The sequence below is a fragment of the Bacillus sp. FJAT-14266 genome (genome assembly GCF_001719225.1).
GTDB classification, from domain to species: Bacteria; Bacillota; Bacilli; order Bacillales; family Bacillaceae; genus Bacillus; species Bacillus subtilis.
On the sequence record NZ_CP017072.1, the window covers coordinates 1,180,756 to 1,198,250 of the forward strand.

Below are 17,495 nucleotides of genomic sequence, written 5' to 3' on the forward strand. Positions count from 1 at the left end.
AAAACCGGATTTCTCCATAAACTAAAACAAAAAGGATGAAAAAGATGACGATCTTTCAAAGAACGATCGTGGTTTTAATCGGTACGCAGCTGGCGGCATCCGCGGTGATTTTGTTTATTTTCGATTTGAATTCATATAATCACTTTTCCGGAAGCTTCTCCTGGCTTCATTTTCTGAAAGAACTGGCCGGCAGTTTCGCCTTTTATTTGTTTTCAGCAGGCCTGTTCTTTTTGCTGATTGGATTGTGTGCTCCAAGCCGGAAGAAAAAGCGCATTTCTGTACACGAGAAAGAAAACTCATTAAAATAATCGTAATAGAGAAATGATCATGAACAAAGGATGATGAAAAAATGCTGTTTATATTTTTAACAATAGCCGCATTGGGATTGTCGTTTTGGGCACAATTTAAAGTAAAGAGCAACTTTGAAAAATATTCAAAAGTGGAAGCCTCAAGCGGACGTACAGGGGCAGAAACGGCAAGACGGATTTTAGATATAAACGGTCTTTACGACGTGCCGGTCGAACCGGTAAGAGGCACTTTAACAGACCATTACGACCCGACAAGACGGGTGGTGCGTTTATCTGAGCCGGTCTATTACGGCCGCTCAATTTCCGCCATATCCGTAGCTTCCCATGAAGTCGGACATGCCTTGCAGCATCAGGAGTCATATGGTGCGCTTGTGCTGAGACATAAAATCTTCCCAGTCGTGAATTTTGCATCCGGTGTAGCTCCTTTGCTTTTCTTAGGAGGCATGCTTCTCGGCAGCCTGAATTTGATCGGGCTTGGCATCATACTGTTTTCAGCGGCTGTCTTTTTCCAGCTGATTACATTGCCTGTCGAATTCAATGCAAGTTCACGTGCGAAGCAGATTATTGTGTCAGAAGGATTCATCCGAAACAATGAAGAAAATGGGGTAAATAAAGTGCTGAGTGCTGCTGCCTTAACGTATGTGGCCGCCGCCCTGGTTTCCCTGTTTGAACTACTTCGTTTTGTGATGATTTTCTTAAACGGTCGTGATGAGAATTAACGTTAAGGAGGTGGCCCCTTACCATTTATGGTAAGGGCTTTTTTTGCTTATTTTACAATTGATCGCCATTTTTGTTTTGATTGGCATTACGGCTGTTTTCGTTGCAGCGGAATTTGCGATCGTCAAAATCAGAGGTTCAAAAATCAATCAGCTCATCGAAAGCGGTGACAGCCGAGCACTAGCCGCACATAAAATCATCTCCAATCTTGACGAGTATTTATCAGCCTGCCAGCTCGGGATTACGATTACAGCCCTCGGCCTTGGGTGGCTTGGTGAACCTACATTTGAACGTTTTCTTCATCCCTTATTTACAATGACAGGCATACCGGAACCGTTTAACCACATTGTCACATTTGTAGTTGCATTTATCATCGTCACTTTTTTGCATGTGGTGATGGGGGAGCTTGCCCCGAAAACGGTTTCTATTCAAAAAGCTGAAGCTGTAAGCTTATGGATTGCAAAGCCGCTGATCTGGTTTTATAAAATCACGTACCCGTTTATTAAAGCATTAAACGGCTCTGCAAGTTTTCTTGTGAAATTGTTTGGCTTTCATTCGGTAAAGGAGCATCAGGTTGTCATCAGCGAAGAGGAACTAAGGCTGATCCTTTCTGAAAGCTATGAAAAGGGAGAAATCAATCAGTCTGAATTCCGCTATGTAAATAAGATTTTTGAATTTGACAACCGGGTAGCGAGAGAGATTATGATTCCGCGGACAGAAATTGCGGTTATCTCTCTGGAGCAGTCGCTTGAAGAGGCAATTCATCACATCATTAATGAACGGTATACACGCTACCCTGTCATCAAAGATGACAAGGATCATATTTTAGGGATCATCAACAGCAAAGATATGTTTAAAGCTTATTTTCTCGGCCAGCCGATAAAGCTGGAGCAAATCATGAGGCCCGTTATCAGAGTCATTGAAAGCATTCCTGTTCAGCAGCTTTTAATCCGCATGCAGAAGGAGCGGATTCACATGGCGATTCTTGTCGATGAATACGGGGGAACGGCGGGGCTTGTCACTGTAGAGGATATTATCGAGGAAATCGTCGGGGAAATCCGCGATGAGTATGATCAGGATGAAACACCGCACATCCTGAAAAAGGGCGAGCACCATTATGTGATGGATGGAAAAGCGCTAATAGACGAAGTGAATGACCTTCTCGACATTGCGATTGAAAATGAAGAAATTGATACGATTGCAGGCTGGCTTCTAACGCAAAAAATGGAGCTGAAAGCAGGGGATGTGATACACGCGGAGGGCTGTGAATTTAAAATCCTCGACGCCGAAGATCACCACATCCGTTTTGTAGAAATAAAAAAAACTGATTTTTGATAAAAAACAGCCGGGGAACAAACGGCTGTTTTTTGTGTCATCAAGTCATTTCTTAAAAAGCAATGCTGTAAAGACCTTTTTCTACATAGGATATATAAGAACGGTACACTGGGAAGGAGTGGCTGTATGAAAAAGGCTTGGTGGAAGGAAGCCGTAGTTTACCAAATTTACCCCCGCAGTTTTAAAGATTCAAATGGCGACGGAATCGGGGATATTCAAGGAATCAGAACCAAGCTTTCTTACATAAAAGAGCTGGGCGCTGACGTCATATGGATTTGCCCGCTGTATGATTCACCGAATGCCGATAATGGCTATGATATCAGGGATTATCAAAACATATTAAGCGAGTTTGGCACGATGGAAGATTTTGATGAGCTGCTTGGTGACATTCATGATCTGGATATGAAGCTGATTATGGATCTCGTTGTGAACCACACAAGCGACGAACATCCATGGTTCATAGAATCCCGTTCATCCATACACTCGGAAAAGCGCGACTGGTATATTTGGAAAGACGGCAAAAACGGAAAAACGCCCAACAATTGGGAAAGCATTTTCGGCGGGCCGGCTTGGGAGTATGATCAAAAGACAAGCCAGTATTATCTGCACCTTTTTGATAAAAAACAGCCTGATTTGAATTGGGAAAATGAAAAGGTGAGGAATGCCGTTTATGACATGATCAATTGGTGGCTTGATAAAGGAATTGACGGATTTCGGGTGGATGCCATTACGCATATTAAGAAAAAAGAAGGGTTTCCTGACATGCCGAATCCAAAGGGACTGGACTATGTCCCTTCCTTTCCTTATCATATGAATGCTGACGGCATTATGGATTTGTTAACAGAGCTGAAGGAAAACACATTTTCCCGCTATCCGATTATGACAGTTGGTGAAGCAAACGGCGTCGCTGCAAAAGAAGCAGCTGATTGGGCTGGAGAAAAAAACGGCATATTCAGCATGATTTTTCAATTTGAGCATCTCGGCCTGTGGGATGTAGAGATCAATGAAAGTATTGATATCGTTGCATTTAAACGAATTTTAACTGACTGGCAGGACAGTCTGGAAGGGATCGGCTGGAATGCTTTGTTTATGGAGAATCACGACCAGCCCCGTTCAGTTTCTGTGTGGGGAGACGACGGAGTGTACCTGAAAGAAAGTGCAAAAGCGCTTTCCGCTGTTTATTTTCTCATGAAAGGCACACCGTTTATTTATCAGGGACAGGAACTCGGGATGACGAACGTGGCTTTTCCATCTATTGAGGACTATGATGATGTCGCATTGAAACGCCTGTATGAAACAAAAACAGCGAAAGGCACATCACACGAGGATGTGATGAAGATTGTCTGGAAAAAGGGAAGAGACAATTCGCGAACGCCGATGCAATGGAATGCTGGTCCATACGCCGGATTTTCTGAGGCCAAACCGTGGATCGGAATCAATGACAATTACAAATGGCTGAATGCCGAGGCGCAAAAAAACGATAAAACATCCGTTTACCATTTTTACAAAAGCTTGATCAAGCTGCGCCAAACATATGATGTTTTTATTAACGGGACATACGAGCTCATTTTACCGGAAGATCAGCAAATCTTTGCATATCTTCGGAAAAACGAGAGCCATACTGCACTGATTGCGGCCAATCTGACAGGAACACCGGCGTTGTTCAGGCACTCTGGATTGCCATTGTCATCAGATGCACTCGTCTTGTCAAATATTGAAACAGAGCCGCACAAGCATATGACATCAGTACTCTTAAAGCCGTATGAAGCAAGAATATATCTATGGTGCTAAACTCCAGCCTTAGACTGGAGTTTTTTTGTTTTATCGGGTTTATGAGAGCGGTTTAACAGGAAAAAAAAGAACACAGAACGAATTAAGCGATGAGAGCGGACAAACGAAAGGAGAAACAAATGCTGAAAACACTGCAAATCAAAACAACCAAACGAGATGAAATGATAGATATCACCCGGGAGGTGGAAGCGTTTCTTCAAGAAACAGGTATAACGAGCGGCGCAGCGCTGATTTACTGTCCGCATACGACTGCGGGCATTACAATTAATGAAAATGCCGATCCGGACGTCAAAAAAGATATGCTCAGAAGGTTTGATGAGGTATATCCGTGGGAACATGAGCTGGACCGCCATATGGAGGGCAATACAGCTGCACACATGAAGTCGAGTACGGTCGGAGCTTCACAGCATGTCATTGTGGAAAACGGCCGGCTTATTCTTGGAACGTGGCAGGGCATTTATTTCTGCGAATTTGACGGGCCTCGCACCCGGACATGCTATATCAAAATGATGGGATAATAGGCTGTTTTTTATGACAAAAGCATGATCGCTGAACAAGCGCCGATAGCCGGAGGGCTTGTCACACCCGCCCACGCTGCGGCTTTATCGAATGAAGGCGTGCTTGGCATTCGTCCATATGCGAAATAAAAAGCGAGGGAAAGAGACACGCGCCTCACCCTTTGTTTTCCGGAAAGCCTGCATGAGGGATAGTTAATCAATGGATGTAAACGTACCGAGCTTTGCCGAACGTAACTTGATAAACTGAGGTGACAGATATGAACATTCTTCAATATTCTTATAAAAAAAGAGGGAAAATTGAGTTTGTATTTGAAGGCTGGCCTCACTCAAAAGTTACAATGGTTCCTATCAAAGGCTACTATTTTGTCCGCTTTATCAAATGGAGCAGCCAGGATCCAATCGTGACAAGAAATGACCTTGAAAAAATGGAGTGGGCTGCGAACCAATATTTTGGCACAGCCCCCTTCTATCGAAAACGAAAGGCATTTGAAACCCCATCGTCCGGAAAATAGGCGATGGGGCTTTTTAGCGGACGATGCGGAAAAGAGACGGAACATCCAGTCTGGTCGCCTGAGACAGAAGGTAGGCTGACTGTAAGGCTCCTTTTTTCCTAAAAGAATTCAGCTTATCAATAATTTGCTTTCCGTTTAAGATTCCAAGACCATGGGCAAAATATTTATCTTCCCCCAGTAGTATCACATTTTCGCCTCTCCATTGCGCCTTTTGCGGATCAAATTCAGGATTCTTAAAATACAAACAATCTCCAAGGAAAAAGTGGTGTCCTGTTTCCGTATATATCGGCAATTTCTCATAATGCCAGTCATATAAAATAATTCTGTCAAAGCTGGCATTGAATTTATCTTCTCCGATTGTATCGATTAAGGCCAAGTAATAAATGATAACGATTGCGGTTGCGCATTCAAACGCATAAAACGGGCCGTTCTCTGCAATGTCCCGAATCGCTTTTGAAGGCGGCATTCTGTATTTCAGCTCCAAGGCGCCCTCCGGTGAAACCCTCCAATACGTTGTATTCCCGTATGTTTTTAAAAAAGTGGCAAACTTCGCCCCGCTTTTGTGCAGCGTCTTTGCCGCTGCTACAATATTCATCCGCAGTTTAAGCTCAAACATCAGTTCAGCAATTGAATGATAATCAAACTGAACAGGCGTCTCAATCATCTCTTTTAAGAGCGGATTCAGATCTTGATCAATCTGCCAATTTTCAATATCCTGGGGACGGAGCAATTGTCCTGATACAATAATCATGTTTAGCCCCCCTTGTTTTTTATAAGATATGCAAAGAGCTTGGGCAATGAAAGTTAAAAAGGCAGAAGACAGCCAAAAAGAACTTCTTCCATTTTTTATTTTAAAACTTTTTTAAGCAGCCGATATATACTGTATCAAACCTGAAGGAGCAAGTGACATGAAGACTTTTATCAATTGGCTGAAGAAACCGTCTATTTCAAAGAAATTAATCGTCTCATTTATTGCGATTCTCATTATCCCTATTCTTATATTAGAATTTAGCTCTTACCGAAGCGCCAGCGGAAAGCTGGATCAGGAAATTATGGGAAATGCGAAAAACAGTGTCGATACATTTAATACAACTGTTACAAATGATCTGGGAGAAAAAGCGAAAGCAGTCACCTTTTTCAGTGAATCTCTTAAAAGATCCGCATTCAAAGGGAAATCAAATCAAGAAGAGATCAAAGCTAAATTTTCACAATATGTATCTATTAATCAAGGAGTAGCCAGAATTTATGGGGGCGCAGATAACGGCACTTATGTACAAGCGCCAAAAGAAAAATTGCCGGAAGGATACGACCCGAGACAACGGCCTTGGTACCAGGATGCGATGAAGGCCGGCGGTGAAATTGTCGTGACAGATCCTTACGTGGCTGCGAGTGACGGAAGCATGGTCATTACCATTGCACAGGAGCTGAAGGACGGATCTGGCGTTGTCGCCATGGATATTACCATTGATAAATTGTTAGAACAAATGAAACAAATCAAGGTCGGAAAAGAAGGTTATGCTTTCATTGCAACAAAAAACAAAACCTATGTCGCCCACAAGAACCATAAGGCTGGAGAAAAGCTTTCAGGCGACTGGGTAGCCAAAATGTATGCGAATGACAGCGGTGAACTCCAGTATACTCTTAATAACGAAGATAAAAAGATGACCTATACTACAAACGAACTGACTGGTTGGAAAATAGCCGGCACAATGTATATGGATGAAATTAAGGATGCCTCAAAGTCTGTGCTGACAACAGGAATGATTGTGCTGATTGCTTCCATTGTGGCAGGCGGAATTTTAATTCTGTTTATCGTTCGTTCGATTACAAAACCGTTAAAACGTCTTGTTCAATCATCGAAAACGATCAGCAGGGGGATCTGACCGAAACGATCGAAATCCATTCAAAGGATGAGCTTGGAGAGCTTGGGGAAAGCTTCAATGAAATGGGACAATCTCTCCGCTCTCTGATCAGCGCTATTCAGGACTCGGTGAACAATGTGGCCGCATCTTCCGAACAGCTTACCGCATCTGCCGGGCAGACGAGTAAAGCCACCGAGCATATTACGATGGCGATTGAGCAGTTCTCAAACGGAAACGAGGAGCAAAGCGAAAAGGTTGAATCCAGCTCTCATCAGCTGAACTTAATGAATGAAGGACTCCAGCAAGTCTCACAAACATCGTCAGATATTACAAAGGCATCTATCCAATCAACGGAAATCGCCGGAACGGGTGAGAAGTTTGTGCAGCAGACAGTCGGACAAATGAACTCGATTAATCAATCTGTTCAGCAGGCTGAAGCTGTTGTCAAAGGCTTAGAAGGAAAATCAAAAGACATCACAAGCATTTTGAGAGTCATCAACGGAATCGCTGACCAAACAAATCTGCTTGCACTAAATGCAGCCATTGAAGCGGCGCGTGCCGGAGAGTCAGGACGCGGCTTCTCTGTCGTAGCGGAGGAGGTGCGCAAGCTGGCTGTCCAATCAGCCGATTCAGCGAAAGAAATCGAAAAGCTGATCCAAGAAATCGTCGCAGAAATCGACACCTCTCTTCACATGTTTAAAGAGGTCAATCAGGAAGTACAGTCCGGACTTGTTGTCACAGACAATACAAAAGAAAGCTTCCAGAGCATTTTCAGCATGACAAACGAAATCGCGGGCAAGCTGCAGACGATGAATTCCACCGTCGAGCAGCTGTCAGACCGTTCACAGCATGTTTCAGCAGCAGTCAGCGGCATTGCAGACGTGTCGAAAGAAAGCTCGGCAAGCATCCAGGACATTGCCGCATCAGCTGAAGAACAGCTTGCTTCCATGGAAGAAATCAGTTCCTCAGCGACGACTCTTGCGCAGATGGCAGAAGAGCTTCGCGATCTGACGAAACAATTTAAAATCGAGTAAAAACCGAAAAACAGCGCTATCAAAGCGCTGTTTTTTTATATGGTAAACAATAATAAAGTCCTAGTTTAACAGGTGAATTTAGAACTATTTTTCATTTTTTCCTCCATTTTCAATGTAATTTAAAGGAAGATCCGCCGATATAATTTGTAAATTATTGAAAGAAGGTTCAAAAGGAAATGAAAAAAACACTCACCACTATTCGCAGATCATCAATTGCAAGGAGACTTATTATTTCTTTCCTGCTGATCTTAATTGTTCCGATAACCGCCCTTTCGGTTAGCGCTTATCAATCAGCAGTTGCCTCACTTGATGTACAGATGACGCAAAGCGCAAAGGAAAATGTTCAGATATTAGATCACATCATTGATGATAAAATCAGCACTACTGAAAAAAGCCTCGCATATTTCAGCGATTGGGCTACAGCAGAAAAATTTCAGGATAAAAAGAAAACAGAGCTGAAACAGGAATTTAAACAATTTATCCAAATGAATGATAATGTCGCTGCGGTATTTTCAAGCGGCAAAGACGGGGACTTCACACGTTATCCGTACGCTGACATGCCAAGCGACTTTAATGCTTTGGAACGAGATTGGTACAAAGAAGCAATGGCCAATAAAGGCAAAACAATTGTCACTGAGCCTTATGAATCGATTTCATCAGGAAAAATGGTCGTCACCATCGCCCGTCAAACGGTGGATGGGTCAGGCGTTGTCGCCATTGATATGAAAATTGATGACTTAGTCACTACCGCGAAAGGAATCAATATCGGAAAAGAAGGCTATGCTTTTATTTTGAGCCAAAACAAGAAAGTCATCGCCTACTCCGGAGAAAAAGCGGGAACAGAGCTAAAAGGGGACTGGGTTGATAAGCTCTACAAGGATAAAAGCGGGGACTTTGAATATACGTACAAAGGCAAAAAGAAAAAAATGGCATTTGCAACAAGCCAAACAACAGGCTGGAAAATCAGCGGCACGATGTATGCAAACGAGATTCACGATGCTGCAAGCAGGGTTCTGATCATGGCTTCAATCGTTCTGGCGATTGCCATCGGAGCTGGAATGACGGCGATTTATTTTGTGATTCGATCCATCACAAAGCCATTGAGACGCATTGTCGCATCCGCTGAAAAAATTAGTGAAGGCGATCTAACCGAAACGATTGAAATCAATTCAAAAGATGAACTCGGCGTTCTGAGTGAGAGCTTCAATCATATGGCACACTCGCTTCGCTCGCTCATTCACGGGATCAAAGACTCAGTAGAACACGTTGCCTCCTCGTCTGAAGAGCTGACTGCATCGGCAGACCAGACAAGCAGAGCCACTGAGCACATTACGATGGCTATCGAGCAATTTTCAAACGGCAGTGAAAGCCAAAGCGAGAAAATAGAAACGACAACCGAACAAATTAATGAAATGAATGACGGATTGGCAGAGCTGGCGCGGGCTGCAGCAGTGATTACAGAAACATCCGCAGATTCAACCGAAGTGTCAAGCAAAGGGGAGACACTCGTCCAGAAAACAGCCGGCCAAATGAACACAATTGACCATTCCGTAAAAGCAGCGGAACAAGTGGTGAAAGGGCTGGAGATCAAATCAAAGGATATCACGAATATTTTGCGTGTCATCAACGGCATTGCGGATCAAACCAATCTTTTGGCTTTAAATGCCGCCATTGAAGCTGCCAGAGCGGGTGAATACGGCCGGGGCTTCTCAGTCGTCGCTGAGGAAGTGAGAAAGCTCGCGGTACAGTCGGCTGACTCAGCAAAAGAAATTGAATCGCTGATCAGTGAAATAGTAAAAGAAATTCACACATCACTGAACGTGCTTCAGTCCGTAAACAAAGAAGTTGAAACAGGGCTTGTCATGACGGATGAAACTAAACAGAGCTTCAAACATATATCGCAAATGACCAATCAAATTGCTTCCGAGCTGCAAAACATGAATGCGACGGTTGAGGAGCTGTCAGCGGGAGCTCAAGAAATTTCCGCAGCTTCAAATGATATCACTGCCATTTCTAAGGAAAGCTCGGATGGCATCCAAGATATCGCCGCTTCAGCTGAGGAACAGCTGGCATCCATGGAGGAGATTAGTTCATCTGCACTGACGCTTGAAAGAATGTCTGAAGAACTCCGTGATCTGACAAAACAATTTAAAGTAGACAAATAATAGGTCTAAAATACTATTTATTTATGGGAAATTAGTTACTTTTGTTAAATTTCTTCTTTTTTGCTGTATATATTTACCCATTTCCAGCCGATATGAAGGGTAGCATAAAAAAGGAGAAATGAATGATGAAAAAAATACTCCAACTCATAAAACAAAGATCAATTACACGGAAGCTTCTCGTTTCCTTTCTGTCGATCCTCATCATACCGGTTGTCATATTGGCGATCTTTGCGTATCAATCGGCTAGCAGCTCACTCGACAGACAGATGATGGGGAGCGCATTGGAAAATGTACAGCAATTAAACGAAATCATTAACACCAGCATCGGCGAAAAAGAAAACAGTGCTGATTATTTCAGCGAATGGCTGACAAAAGAGAAATACAATGCAAAAAGCAATGCAAGCATTGCAGAGAAATTCTCACAATATATCAGCATTAACAAGGATGTAGAATCCATTTATACAAGTGACACAAAAGGGCACTTTACCCGCTATCCGGATCTTCCGATGCCAAGCGGCTATAATCCGGTTGAACGCGACTGGTACAAAAAAGCGGTTGCAAATAAAGGGAAAGTCGTGATCACAGACCCTTATAAAACCGCGTCGACAAATACGATGGTTGTGACAATCGCCCAGCAGACAAAAGATGGTTCAGGCGTTATCGCAATCAACATGACGATTGAAAATCTGCTGAAAACAACCAAAAAAGTCAACATCGGCACACAAGGCTACGCATTTATCATGACGAAGGACAAAAAAGTTGTCGCACACCCTAATGAACAATCAGGAACTGAATTAAAAGGCGACTGGCTCGATAAGATGTTGAGTGCTGATAAAGGCGATTTTCAATACACCATGGATGGCGATAAGAAAAAAATGGCCTTTGACACAAACAAGTTGACGGGATGGAAGATCGGCGGCACCATGTATTTGGATGAAATCCATGAGGCAGCCCAGCCTGTCCTTCACCTTGCTTTAATTGTCTTGGCCGCAGCTATTATCATAGGGATTATCGTCATGACATTGATCATTCGGTCGATTACAACACCGCTGAAACAGCTTGTCGGTTCCTCTAAGCGGATCAGCGAGGGAGATTTGACGGAAACCATTGATATCCGTTCAAAAGATGAATTGGGCGAGCTCGGCAAAAGCTTTAACAATATGGCGTCGTCACTTCGTTCTCTCATACACGCCATCCAGGATTCGGTAGACAATGTTGCCGCTTCCTCTGAGGAGCTGACTGCATCAGCTGCGCAAACGAGCAAGGCAACAGAGCACATTACATTGGCGATTGAACAATTTTCTAACGGCAATGAAAAACAAAACGAAAACATTGAAACGGCAGCAGAGCACATTTATCAAATGAATGACGGGTTGACGAATATGGCTCAAGCTTCTGAAGTGATCACTGATTCATCTGTTCAATCGACAGAAATTGCAAGTGAAGGCGGCAAGCTTGTTCATCAAACCGTCGGCCAAATGAATGTCATTGACAAGTCCGTTAAAGAAGCGGAGCAAGTCGTACGCGGATTGGAAACGAAATCGAAAGATATTACAAACATTTTGCGTGTGATCAACGGCATCGCAGACCAGACGAACCTGCTTGCCTTAAACGCAGCAATTGAAGCAGCGCGCGCAGGCGAGTACGGCCGCGGCTTCTCCGTTGTAGCGGAAGAAGTAAGAAAACTGGCAGTACAGTCAGCAGATTCAGCAAAAGAGATTGAAGGATTAATCATCGAAATTGTGAAGGAAATCAATACATCACTCGGCATGTTCCAATCTGTCAATCAAGAGGTGCAGACAGGACTTGACATCACAGATAAAACAGAAATGAGCTTCAAACGCATTTCTGAAATGACGAACCAAATCGCCGGCGAACTGCAAAATATGAGTGCGACGGTTCAGCAGCTTTCTGCCAGCTCCGAAGAAGTTTCGGGAGCGTCTGAGCACATTGCATCGATTTCAAAAGAAAGCTCAGCGCATATACAAGATATCGCGGCGTCAGCTGAAGAGCAGCTAGCTTCCATGGAAGAAATCAGCTCGTCTGCAGAGACCCTTTCCTCTATGGCGGAAGAGCTTCGGGATATGACCAAACGATTTAAAATTGAATAATAAGCCTTAACACCCAAGCTTGTTGCGCTTGGGTGTTTTTTTTAGTTTTTTTATTAAACCTTTTATCCTAGTTTGACGATATTAGATTTATCTTAAAGGAGGAGTCAACGAGAATGGGAAAATTCATACAATGGATCAAACAGCCATCGATCAGCAAACCGCTAATCGCTGCGTTTCTGGCAGTGCTTATTTTGCCGGTTGGGGTTTTAGCATATTTCAGTTATCAATCAGCTTGGAACGCGTTAGACAGAGAGCTCATAAACAGTGCGAAGGGAAATGTTGAAGAACTAAACAGTACGCTGCAAAATAAATTAGAAGATAAAGTAAAAGCAATAGATTATTATAGTGAGACAGTCGATAAAGACATATTGCTAGGCAAAAACAAAACATTACTGAAAGAGAAATTTAAGCAGTACACGACACTTAACGACGATGTAGGCGCAATCTATGCTGCTTCAGAAGATAAGAAGCTTTATAAATATCCGGATAGCGGTGTTCCGAAAGGTTTTGATCCGACAGGACGTGACTGGTACAAACAGGCGGTTGCGGAAAAAGGACAAGCTGTTTTCTCAGAACCGTATACTGATGAAGCGACAGGAGATATCGTTGTCACAATTTCAAAACAATTAAAAGACGGTTCAGGGGTTATAGCGCTTGATTTAAACCTGGATGAAGTGCTTACTGCATCACAAAGAATCAAAATCGGTAAAGAAGGTTTTGCATTTATTACGACTGGCAACAAAAAATATATCGCCCATCCGACAATTAAGCCGGGGACAACCGGATCCGGCGATTGGACAAACCAAGTATATTCCAAAAAAGAAGGCTCATTTGAATATACATTCGAAGGCAAAGAAAAGAAAATGGCCTTTACGACAAATAAACTGACTGGCTGGAAAATCGCAGGCACATATTTTGTCAGTGAATTGCAAGATGCTTCAAGTCCGGTGCTGAACACTGCGGTTATCATTCTATGCGTGTCAATTGTAATCGGCGGCATACTCATACTCTATATTATTCGTGCCATCACCAAGCCGTTAAAAAAACTTGTCTCAACGTCTGCAAAAATCAGCAGCGGAGATCTCACAGAAGTCATTGACATTCACTCGAAAAACGAGTTTGGCCAGCTTGGCGAAAGCTTTAATGAAATGTCTGCATCATTGCGTTCTGTAATCGGGGTTATTCAAACGTCTGTAGAAAACGTTGCTTCATCTTCTGAGGAGCTGACGGCAAGCGCAGCCCAAACGAGCAAGGCAACTGAGCATATTACACTTGCCATCGAACAGTTCTCAGATGGCAACGAGGCGCAAAGCGAGAAACTGGAAACAAGCTCAAATCATCTTTCTCAAATGAACGAGGGGATTTCAAAAGTGGCTCAGGCCTCTTCAACCATTACGAAATCATCGATTCAGTCCTCTGAGGCAGCGGGCAGCGGAGAAAAGCTGGTGGAGCATACAGTCGGCCAGATGAAAACAATTGACCAATCCGTTCAAAAAGCGGAAGCGGTTGTGAAGGGTCTTGAAACAAAATCGCAAGACATCACAAGCATCTTGAATGTGATTAATGGCATTGCTGATCAAACCAACCTGCTTGCATTAAATGCTGCGATTGAGGCGGCAAGAGCGGGAGAATACGGAAGAGGTTTCTCAGTAGTTGCGGAAGAGGTTAGAAAACTTGCTGTACAGTCAGCAGACTCCGCCAAGGAAATTGAAGGATTAATTCAAGAGATTGTCAGGGAAATCAGTACCTCACTTTCAATGTTCCAATCCGTGAATCATGAAGTGAAAGAAGGCTTGCAGATTACGGATCAAACAGCGGAAAGCTTTAAACAAATCTATGAGATGACAACCCAAATTTCCGGCGAATTGCAAAACTTGAACGCGACGGTTGAACAACTGTCAGCCGGATCACAGGAAGTGTCAAGTGCTGTTGAAGATATTTCTGCAGTGGCGAAAGAAAGCTCAGCAGGCATTCAGGATATCGCAGCTTCGGCGGAAGAACAGCTTGCGTCCATGGAAGAAATCAGCTCTTCAGCGGAAACGTTGGCAAACATGGCGGAAGAACTTCAGGACATTACGAAGAAATTTAAAATTGAATCTTAATAAAACAAGAAAGCGGCATATCTGCTGCTTTCTTTTTTGTTGAAAACAAAAATAAACAAAAACAATTCAAAAACAAACAGAAATCATGTATAATGAAAACGGATACAAATAAAAGGGGATGGAGGAATATCAAATATGGTGAAACATATATGGGATTCAGAGCGAGCTGCACAGCTGCCTAAAGGTGTAGAGGAATTGGTGTACAGGTCCAATCTGATCGGGTCAGACCGCACTGTCTGCAACTGGGGCGGGGGGAATACATCTATGAAAACAACGGAAAAGGATTTTAGAGGCCGTGAAATAGAAGTCATGTGGGTAAAAGGAAGCGGTTCGGATTTGGCAACAATGAAAACGCATAACTTTACCGGTTTGAAATTAGATGATATCCGCCCGCTGATTAAAAGGGACCAAATGCCAAATGAAGAAATGGTAGACTACCTGTCTCATTGTATGATAGACAGCAAACATCCCCGCCCTTCAATTGAAACGCTATTACACGCTTTTCTGCCATACAAACATGTTGACCATACCCATCCAGATGCGATTATCAGCATATGCTGTGCAGATAATGGAAAACAAATCGCTGAAGACATTTACGGAAACCGATTTGTATGGGTGCCATACGTTCGCCCTGGATTTACTTTGTCTAAAATGATCGCTGAAGGCGTAGCAAACAATCCCCACGCCGAGCTTATATTAATGGAGAAACACGGCTTAGTCACTTGGGGAGAGACGTCTGAAACATGTTATCAAAAAACGATATCCATCATTCAAGAAGCCGAGCAGTATGTTAACGATCGTATCAATCAGCATGAGGTATTCGGAGGCAAAAGGTATCAGCCGCTGCCGGAGGATAAAAGAAAACAAATCTTGGCAGGCATCATGCCTGTGATCAGAGGAGCAGTAAGTGAAGAAAAGAAAATGATCCTTTCCTATGATGATCATGACGATGTCTTGGAATTTGTAAACAGTGTCCAAGCGCCAGCACTTTCGCAAATCGGTGCGGCATGCCCGGATCACCTTGTTCACACAAAACGGGTTCCGCTGTACATTGATTGGAATCCGGAAACTCAAGATGTGCACAAGCTTGCAGATCTGATCAAGTCAGGAGTCGAGACCTTTACATCAGAGTATCAGGCTTACTTTACACGAAATCAGCAGGATGGGGATCAAATCTTTGAATCCTCCCCACGGGTGATATTGATTCCGGGAATCGGAATGGTGAATACAGGAAAAAGTTATGCCATGTCTAAAGTAAGCGGGGCTTTATATCGGAGGGCCATCGCCGTGATGAAAGGAGCAACCGCTCTGGGGCAATTTGTTTCTTTACATGAAAATGAGTCCTACCATGTCGAATATTGGCCGCTCGAACTATATAAACTCACGCTGGCCCCGCCGGAAGCAGAATTTTCCCGAAAAGTAGCGCTGATAACTGGAGGAGCCGGCGGAATCGGCAGTGCGGCATGCCGCCGATTTGCAGCTGAGGGAGGGCACGTGATCGTAGCTGATCTGAATATAGAAGGCGCACAGAAAATTGCCGGGGAAATAAACGATGCATACGGAAAAGGACGGGCAATGGCTGTCAAAATGGATGTGACAAAGGAGGAAGACGTACAGTCAGCTTTTGAACGAGCGGCGCTTGCTTACGGCGGCATTGATATCGTCGTCAATAATGCCGGGCTGGCCACATCAAGCCCATTTGACGAAACAAGTCTAAAAGAATGGAATCTTAATATGAATGTTTTAGGAACAGGCTATTTCCTTGTAGCCCGTGAAGCGTTTAAACAGATGAAACATCAAAATAGAGGCGGAAGCATGGTATTTGTCGGATCGAAAAATTCAGTTTATGCGGGAAAAAACGCCTCTGCCTACAGCTCTGTTAAGGCGCTTGAAACCCATTTAGCAAGATGCATTGCTGCAGAAGGTGGAGAATTCGGCATTAGGGTCAACTCTGTTTTGCCTGATGCGGTTCTTCAAGGATCGGCAATCTGGGGTTCAAGCTGGCGGGAGGAACGAGCCGCGGCGTACGGGATTGAACCGGATCAGCTGGAGGAACATTACCGGAAACGGACAGCATTGCTCGTCAATATTTACCCGGAGGATATTGCCGAAGCCATTGCATTCTTCGCTTCTTCCAAAGCCGAAAAAACAACGGGCTGCATGATCACGGTAGACGGCGGCGTCCCTGCTGCTTTTACGCGTTAGAAATATGCTATGATAAAAAATATAAGACGGACTACGATATGAGGAAGGGCGTTACCGATGCTAGTAGCAGAACGGCAGCAAAAAATAGTGGAAATAGTAAATATGCGTTCAAGCATCCGCGTTTCCGAATTAAGTGACATATTTTCAGTCACAGAGGAAACCATTCGGCGTGATCTTGAAAAGCTTGAAAAAGAACATAAACTGAGCCGGAGCCACGGAGGAGCGGTCAGTATTCAGCAGAAGGAATCAGAAATTCATTTTTCTGAACGGGAAATCACGAATGTCATCGAAAAAAAAGCCATCGCTCACGAAGCGGCCAAATATGTAAAAAGCGGAGACCGAATCATTCTCGATGCAAGCACAACCGCTTGGTACATGGCAAAAATACTCCCTGACATTGAGCTCACCGTGATTACAAACTCAATGAAAGCAGCTATTGAACTCAGCAATAAAGAAAACATATCAGTCATTTCAACAGGCGGCATTTTGCTGGAAAAATCATTATCGTTTGCCGGCCCGTTAGCAGAGCGTTCACTTGAGACCTATCATGTCAATAAAACCTTTCTGTCATGTAAGGGATTTGACGTACACAACGGGATGAGTGATTCAAATGAGTGGCAGGCGCTGCTCAAAAAACGGATGATCGAAAGGTCGGACCAGACCATTTTGATGGCCGATTCAAGCAAATGGGGGAACCGCGAGTTTTCACATATTGCCTCGCTGCAAGATGTCAGCCGCCTTATTACGGATTCTGGACTTGATCCGGCATCGGTAAAAGCTCTTGAGGACAAAAAGGTGAAGGTGACAGCTGTTCCTCTTTCGAAGAGAGGGTGAA

At 43.7% G+C, this 17,495-nt stretch carries 13 protein-coding genes and 1 pseudogene; 13 read left to right on the forward strand and 1 reads right to left on the reverse strand.

The window, feature by feature from the left end:
- Positions 1-44 precede the first annotated feature (44 nt).
- The 7 genes from BGM23_RS06100 to BGM23_RS06125 all read left to right on the forward strand — a co-directional run bounded on the left by BGM23_RS06100 (position 45) and on the right by BGM23_RS06125 (position 5,181).
- Positions 45-308, forward strand: coding sequence for a YuzI family membrane protein (locus BGM23_RS06100; protein ID WP_003243434.1), 264 nt, complete (start codon positions 45-47; stop codon positions 306-308).
- A gap of 41 nt (positions 309-349) precedes the next feature.
- Positions 350-1,027 carry a zinc metallopeptidase gene (locus BGM23_RS06105; protein ID WP_003228889.1) on the forward strand — a complete coding sequence of 226 codons (678 nt, stop codon included), beginning with the start codon at positions 350-352 and terminating at the stop codon, positions 1,025-1,027.
- A 43-nt stretch (positions 1,028-1,070) separates the two neighbouring features.
- Positions 1,071-2,360 carry a hemolysin family protein gene (locus BGM23_RS06110; RefSeq protein WP_019712493.1) on the forward strand — a complete coding sequence of 430 codons (1,290 nt, stop codon included), beginning with the start codon at positions 1,071-1,073 and terminating at the stop codon, positions 2,358-2,360.
- Positions 2,361-2,486: 126 nt separating this feature from the next.
- Positions 2,487-4,151, forward strand: coding sequence for a glycoside hydrolase family 13 protein (locus BGM23_RS06115; RefSeq protein WP_019712494.1), 1,665 nt, complete (start codon positions 2,487-2,489; stop codon positions 4,149-4,151).
- Positions 4,152-4,176: 25 nt separating this feature from the next.
- Positions 4,177-4,311, forward strand: coding sequence for a hypothetical protein (locus BGM23_RS21760; RefSeq protein WP_003243642.1), 135 nt, complete (start codon positions 4,177-4,179; stop codon positions 4,309-4,311).
- On the forward strand, positions 4,271-4,669 hold the full coding sequence (locus BGM23_RS06120) for a secondary thiamine-phosphate synthase enzyme YjbQ (protein ID WP_003243483.1): 399 nt from the start codon (positions 4,271-4,273) through the stop codon (positions 4,667-4,669). The genes BGM23_RS21760 and BGM23_RS06120 overlap by 41 nt, the downstream gene beginning before the upstream one ends.
- 257 nt (positions 4,670-4,926) lie before the next feature.
- Positions 4,927-5,181, forward strand: a complete 255-nt coding sequence (locus tag BGM23_RS06125) for a hypothetical protein (protein WP_003244393.1) — start codon at positions 4,927-4,929, stop codon at positions 5,179-5,181.
- 13 nt (positions 5,182-5,194) lie between these two features.
- Here BGM23_RS06125 and BGM23_RS06130 read toward each other — a convergent pair whose 3' ends face one another.
- Positions 5,195-5,932, reverse strand: a complete 738-nt coding sequence (locus tag BGM23_RS06130; RefSeq protein WP_003243977.1) for a protein-glutamine gamma-glutamyltransferase — start codon at positions 5,930-5,932, stop codon at positions 5,195-5,197.
- Between the two features lie 157 nt (positions 5,933-6,089).
- On the opposite strand from BGM23_RS06130, the pseudogene mcpB reads away from it, so the two are divergent.
- From mcpB to rhaR, 6 genes and pseudogenes are all read left to right on the forward strand, one after another.
- Positions 6,090-8,077, forward strand: a pseudogene (gene mcpB, locus BGM23_RS06135) (methyl-accepting chemotaxis protein McpB).
- Positions 8,078-8,253: 176 nt separating this feature from the next.
- Entirely contained in the window at positions 8,254-10,242 is a 1,989-nt protein-coding gene (gene tlpA, locus BGM23_RS06140; RefSeq protein ID WP_003243846.1) for a methyl-accepting chemotaxis protein TlpA, read from the forward strand.
- 125 nt (positions 10,243-10,367) lie between these two features.
- A complete protein-coding gene (gene mcpA / locus BGM23_RS06145) occupies positions 10,368-12,353 on the forward strand; it encodes a methyl-accepting chemotaxis protein (protein ID WP_003244077.1) in 1,986 nt (661 codons plus the stop codon).
- A 113-nt stretch (positions 12,354-12,466) separates the two neighbouring features.
- Positions 12,467-14,455 carry a methyl-accepting chemotaxis protein gene (gene tlpB, locus BGM23_RS06150; protein ID WP_019712495.1) on the forward strand — a complete coding sequence of 663 codons (1,989 nt, stop codon included), beginning with the start codon at positions 12,467-12,469 and terminating at the stop codon, positions 14,453-14,455.
- 135 nt (positions 14,456-14,590) lie between these two features.
- Complete coding sequence (locus BGM23_RS06155) at positions 14,591-16,660, forward strand: bifunctional aldolase/short-chain dehydrogenase (protein WP_019712496.1); 2,070 nt, start codon at positions 14,591-14,593, stop codon at positions 16,658-16,660.
- Between the two features lie 57 nt (positions 16,661-16,717).
- Entirely contained in the window at positions 16,718-17,494 is a 777-nt protein-coding gene (gene rhaR, locus BGM23_RS06160) for a rhamnose catabolism operon transcriptional regulator RhaR (protein WP_009968057.1), read from the forward strand.
- Position 17,495 lies beyond the last annotated feature (1 nt).

Excerpts from the sequence above, each read along its gene's own strand:
- BGM23_RS06100 (WP_003243434.1), top strand. The coding sequence starts at position 45 with ATGACGATCTTTCAAAGAACGATCGTGGTTTTAATCGGTACGCAGCTG.
- BGM23_RS06105 (WP_003228889.1), top strand. The coding sequence starts at position 350 with ATGCTGTTTATATTTTTAACAATAGCCGCATTGGGATTGTCGTTTTGG.
- BGM23_RS06115 (WP_019712494.1), top strand. The coding sequence starts at position 2,487 with ATGAAAAAGGCTTGGTGGAAGGAAGCCGTAGTTTACCAAATTTACCCC.
- BGM23_RS06120 (WP_003243483.1), top strand. The coding sequence starts at position 4,271 with ATGCTGAAAACACTGCAAATCAAAACAACCAAACGAGATGAAATGATA.
- BGM23_RS06125 (WP_003244393.1), top strand. The coding sequence starts at position 4,927 with ATGAACATTCTTCAATATTCTTATAAAAAAAGAGGGAAAATTGAGTTT.
- BGM23_RS06130 (WP_003243977.1), bottom strand. The coding sequence starts at position 5,932 with ATGATTATTGTATCAGGACAATTGCTCCGTCCCCAGGATATTGAAAAT.
- tlpA (WP_003243846.1), top strand. The coding sequence starts at position 8,254 with ATGAAAAAAACACTCACCACTATTCGCAGATCATCAATTGCAAGGAGA.
- mcpA (WP_003244077.1), top strand. The coding sequence starts at position 10,368 with ATGAAAAAAATACTCCAACTCATAAAACAAAGATCAATTACACGGAAG.
- tlpB (WP_019712495.1), top strand. The coding sequence starts at position 12,467 with ATGGGAAAATTCATACAATGGATCAAACAGCCATCGATCAGCAAACCG.
- BGM23_RS06155 (WP_019712496.1), top strand. The coding sequence starts at position 14,591 with ATGGTGAAACATATATGGGATTCAGAGCGAGCTGCACAGCTGCCTAAA.
- rhaR (WP_009968057.1), top strand. The coding sequence starts at position 16,718 with ATGCTAGTAGCAGAACGGCAGCAAAAAATAGTGGAAATAGTAAATATG.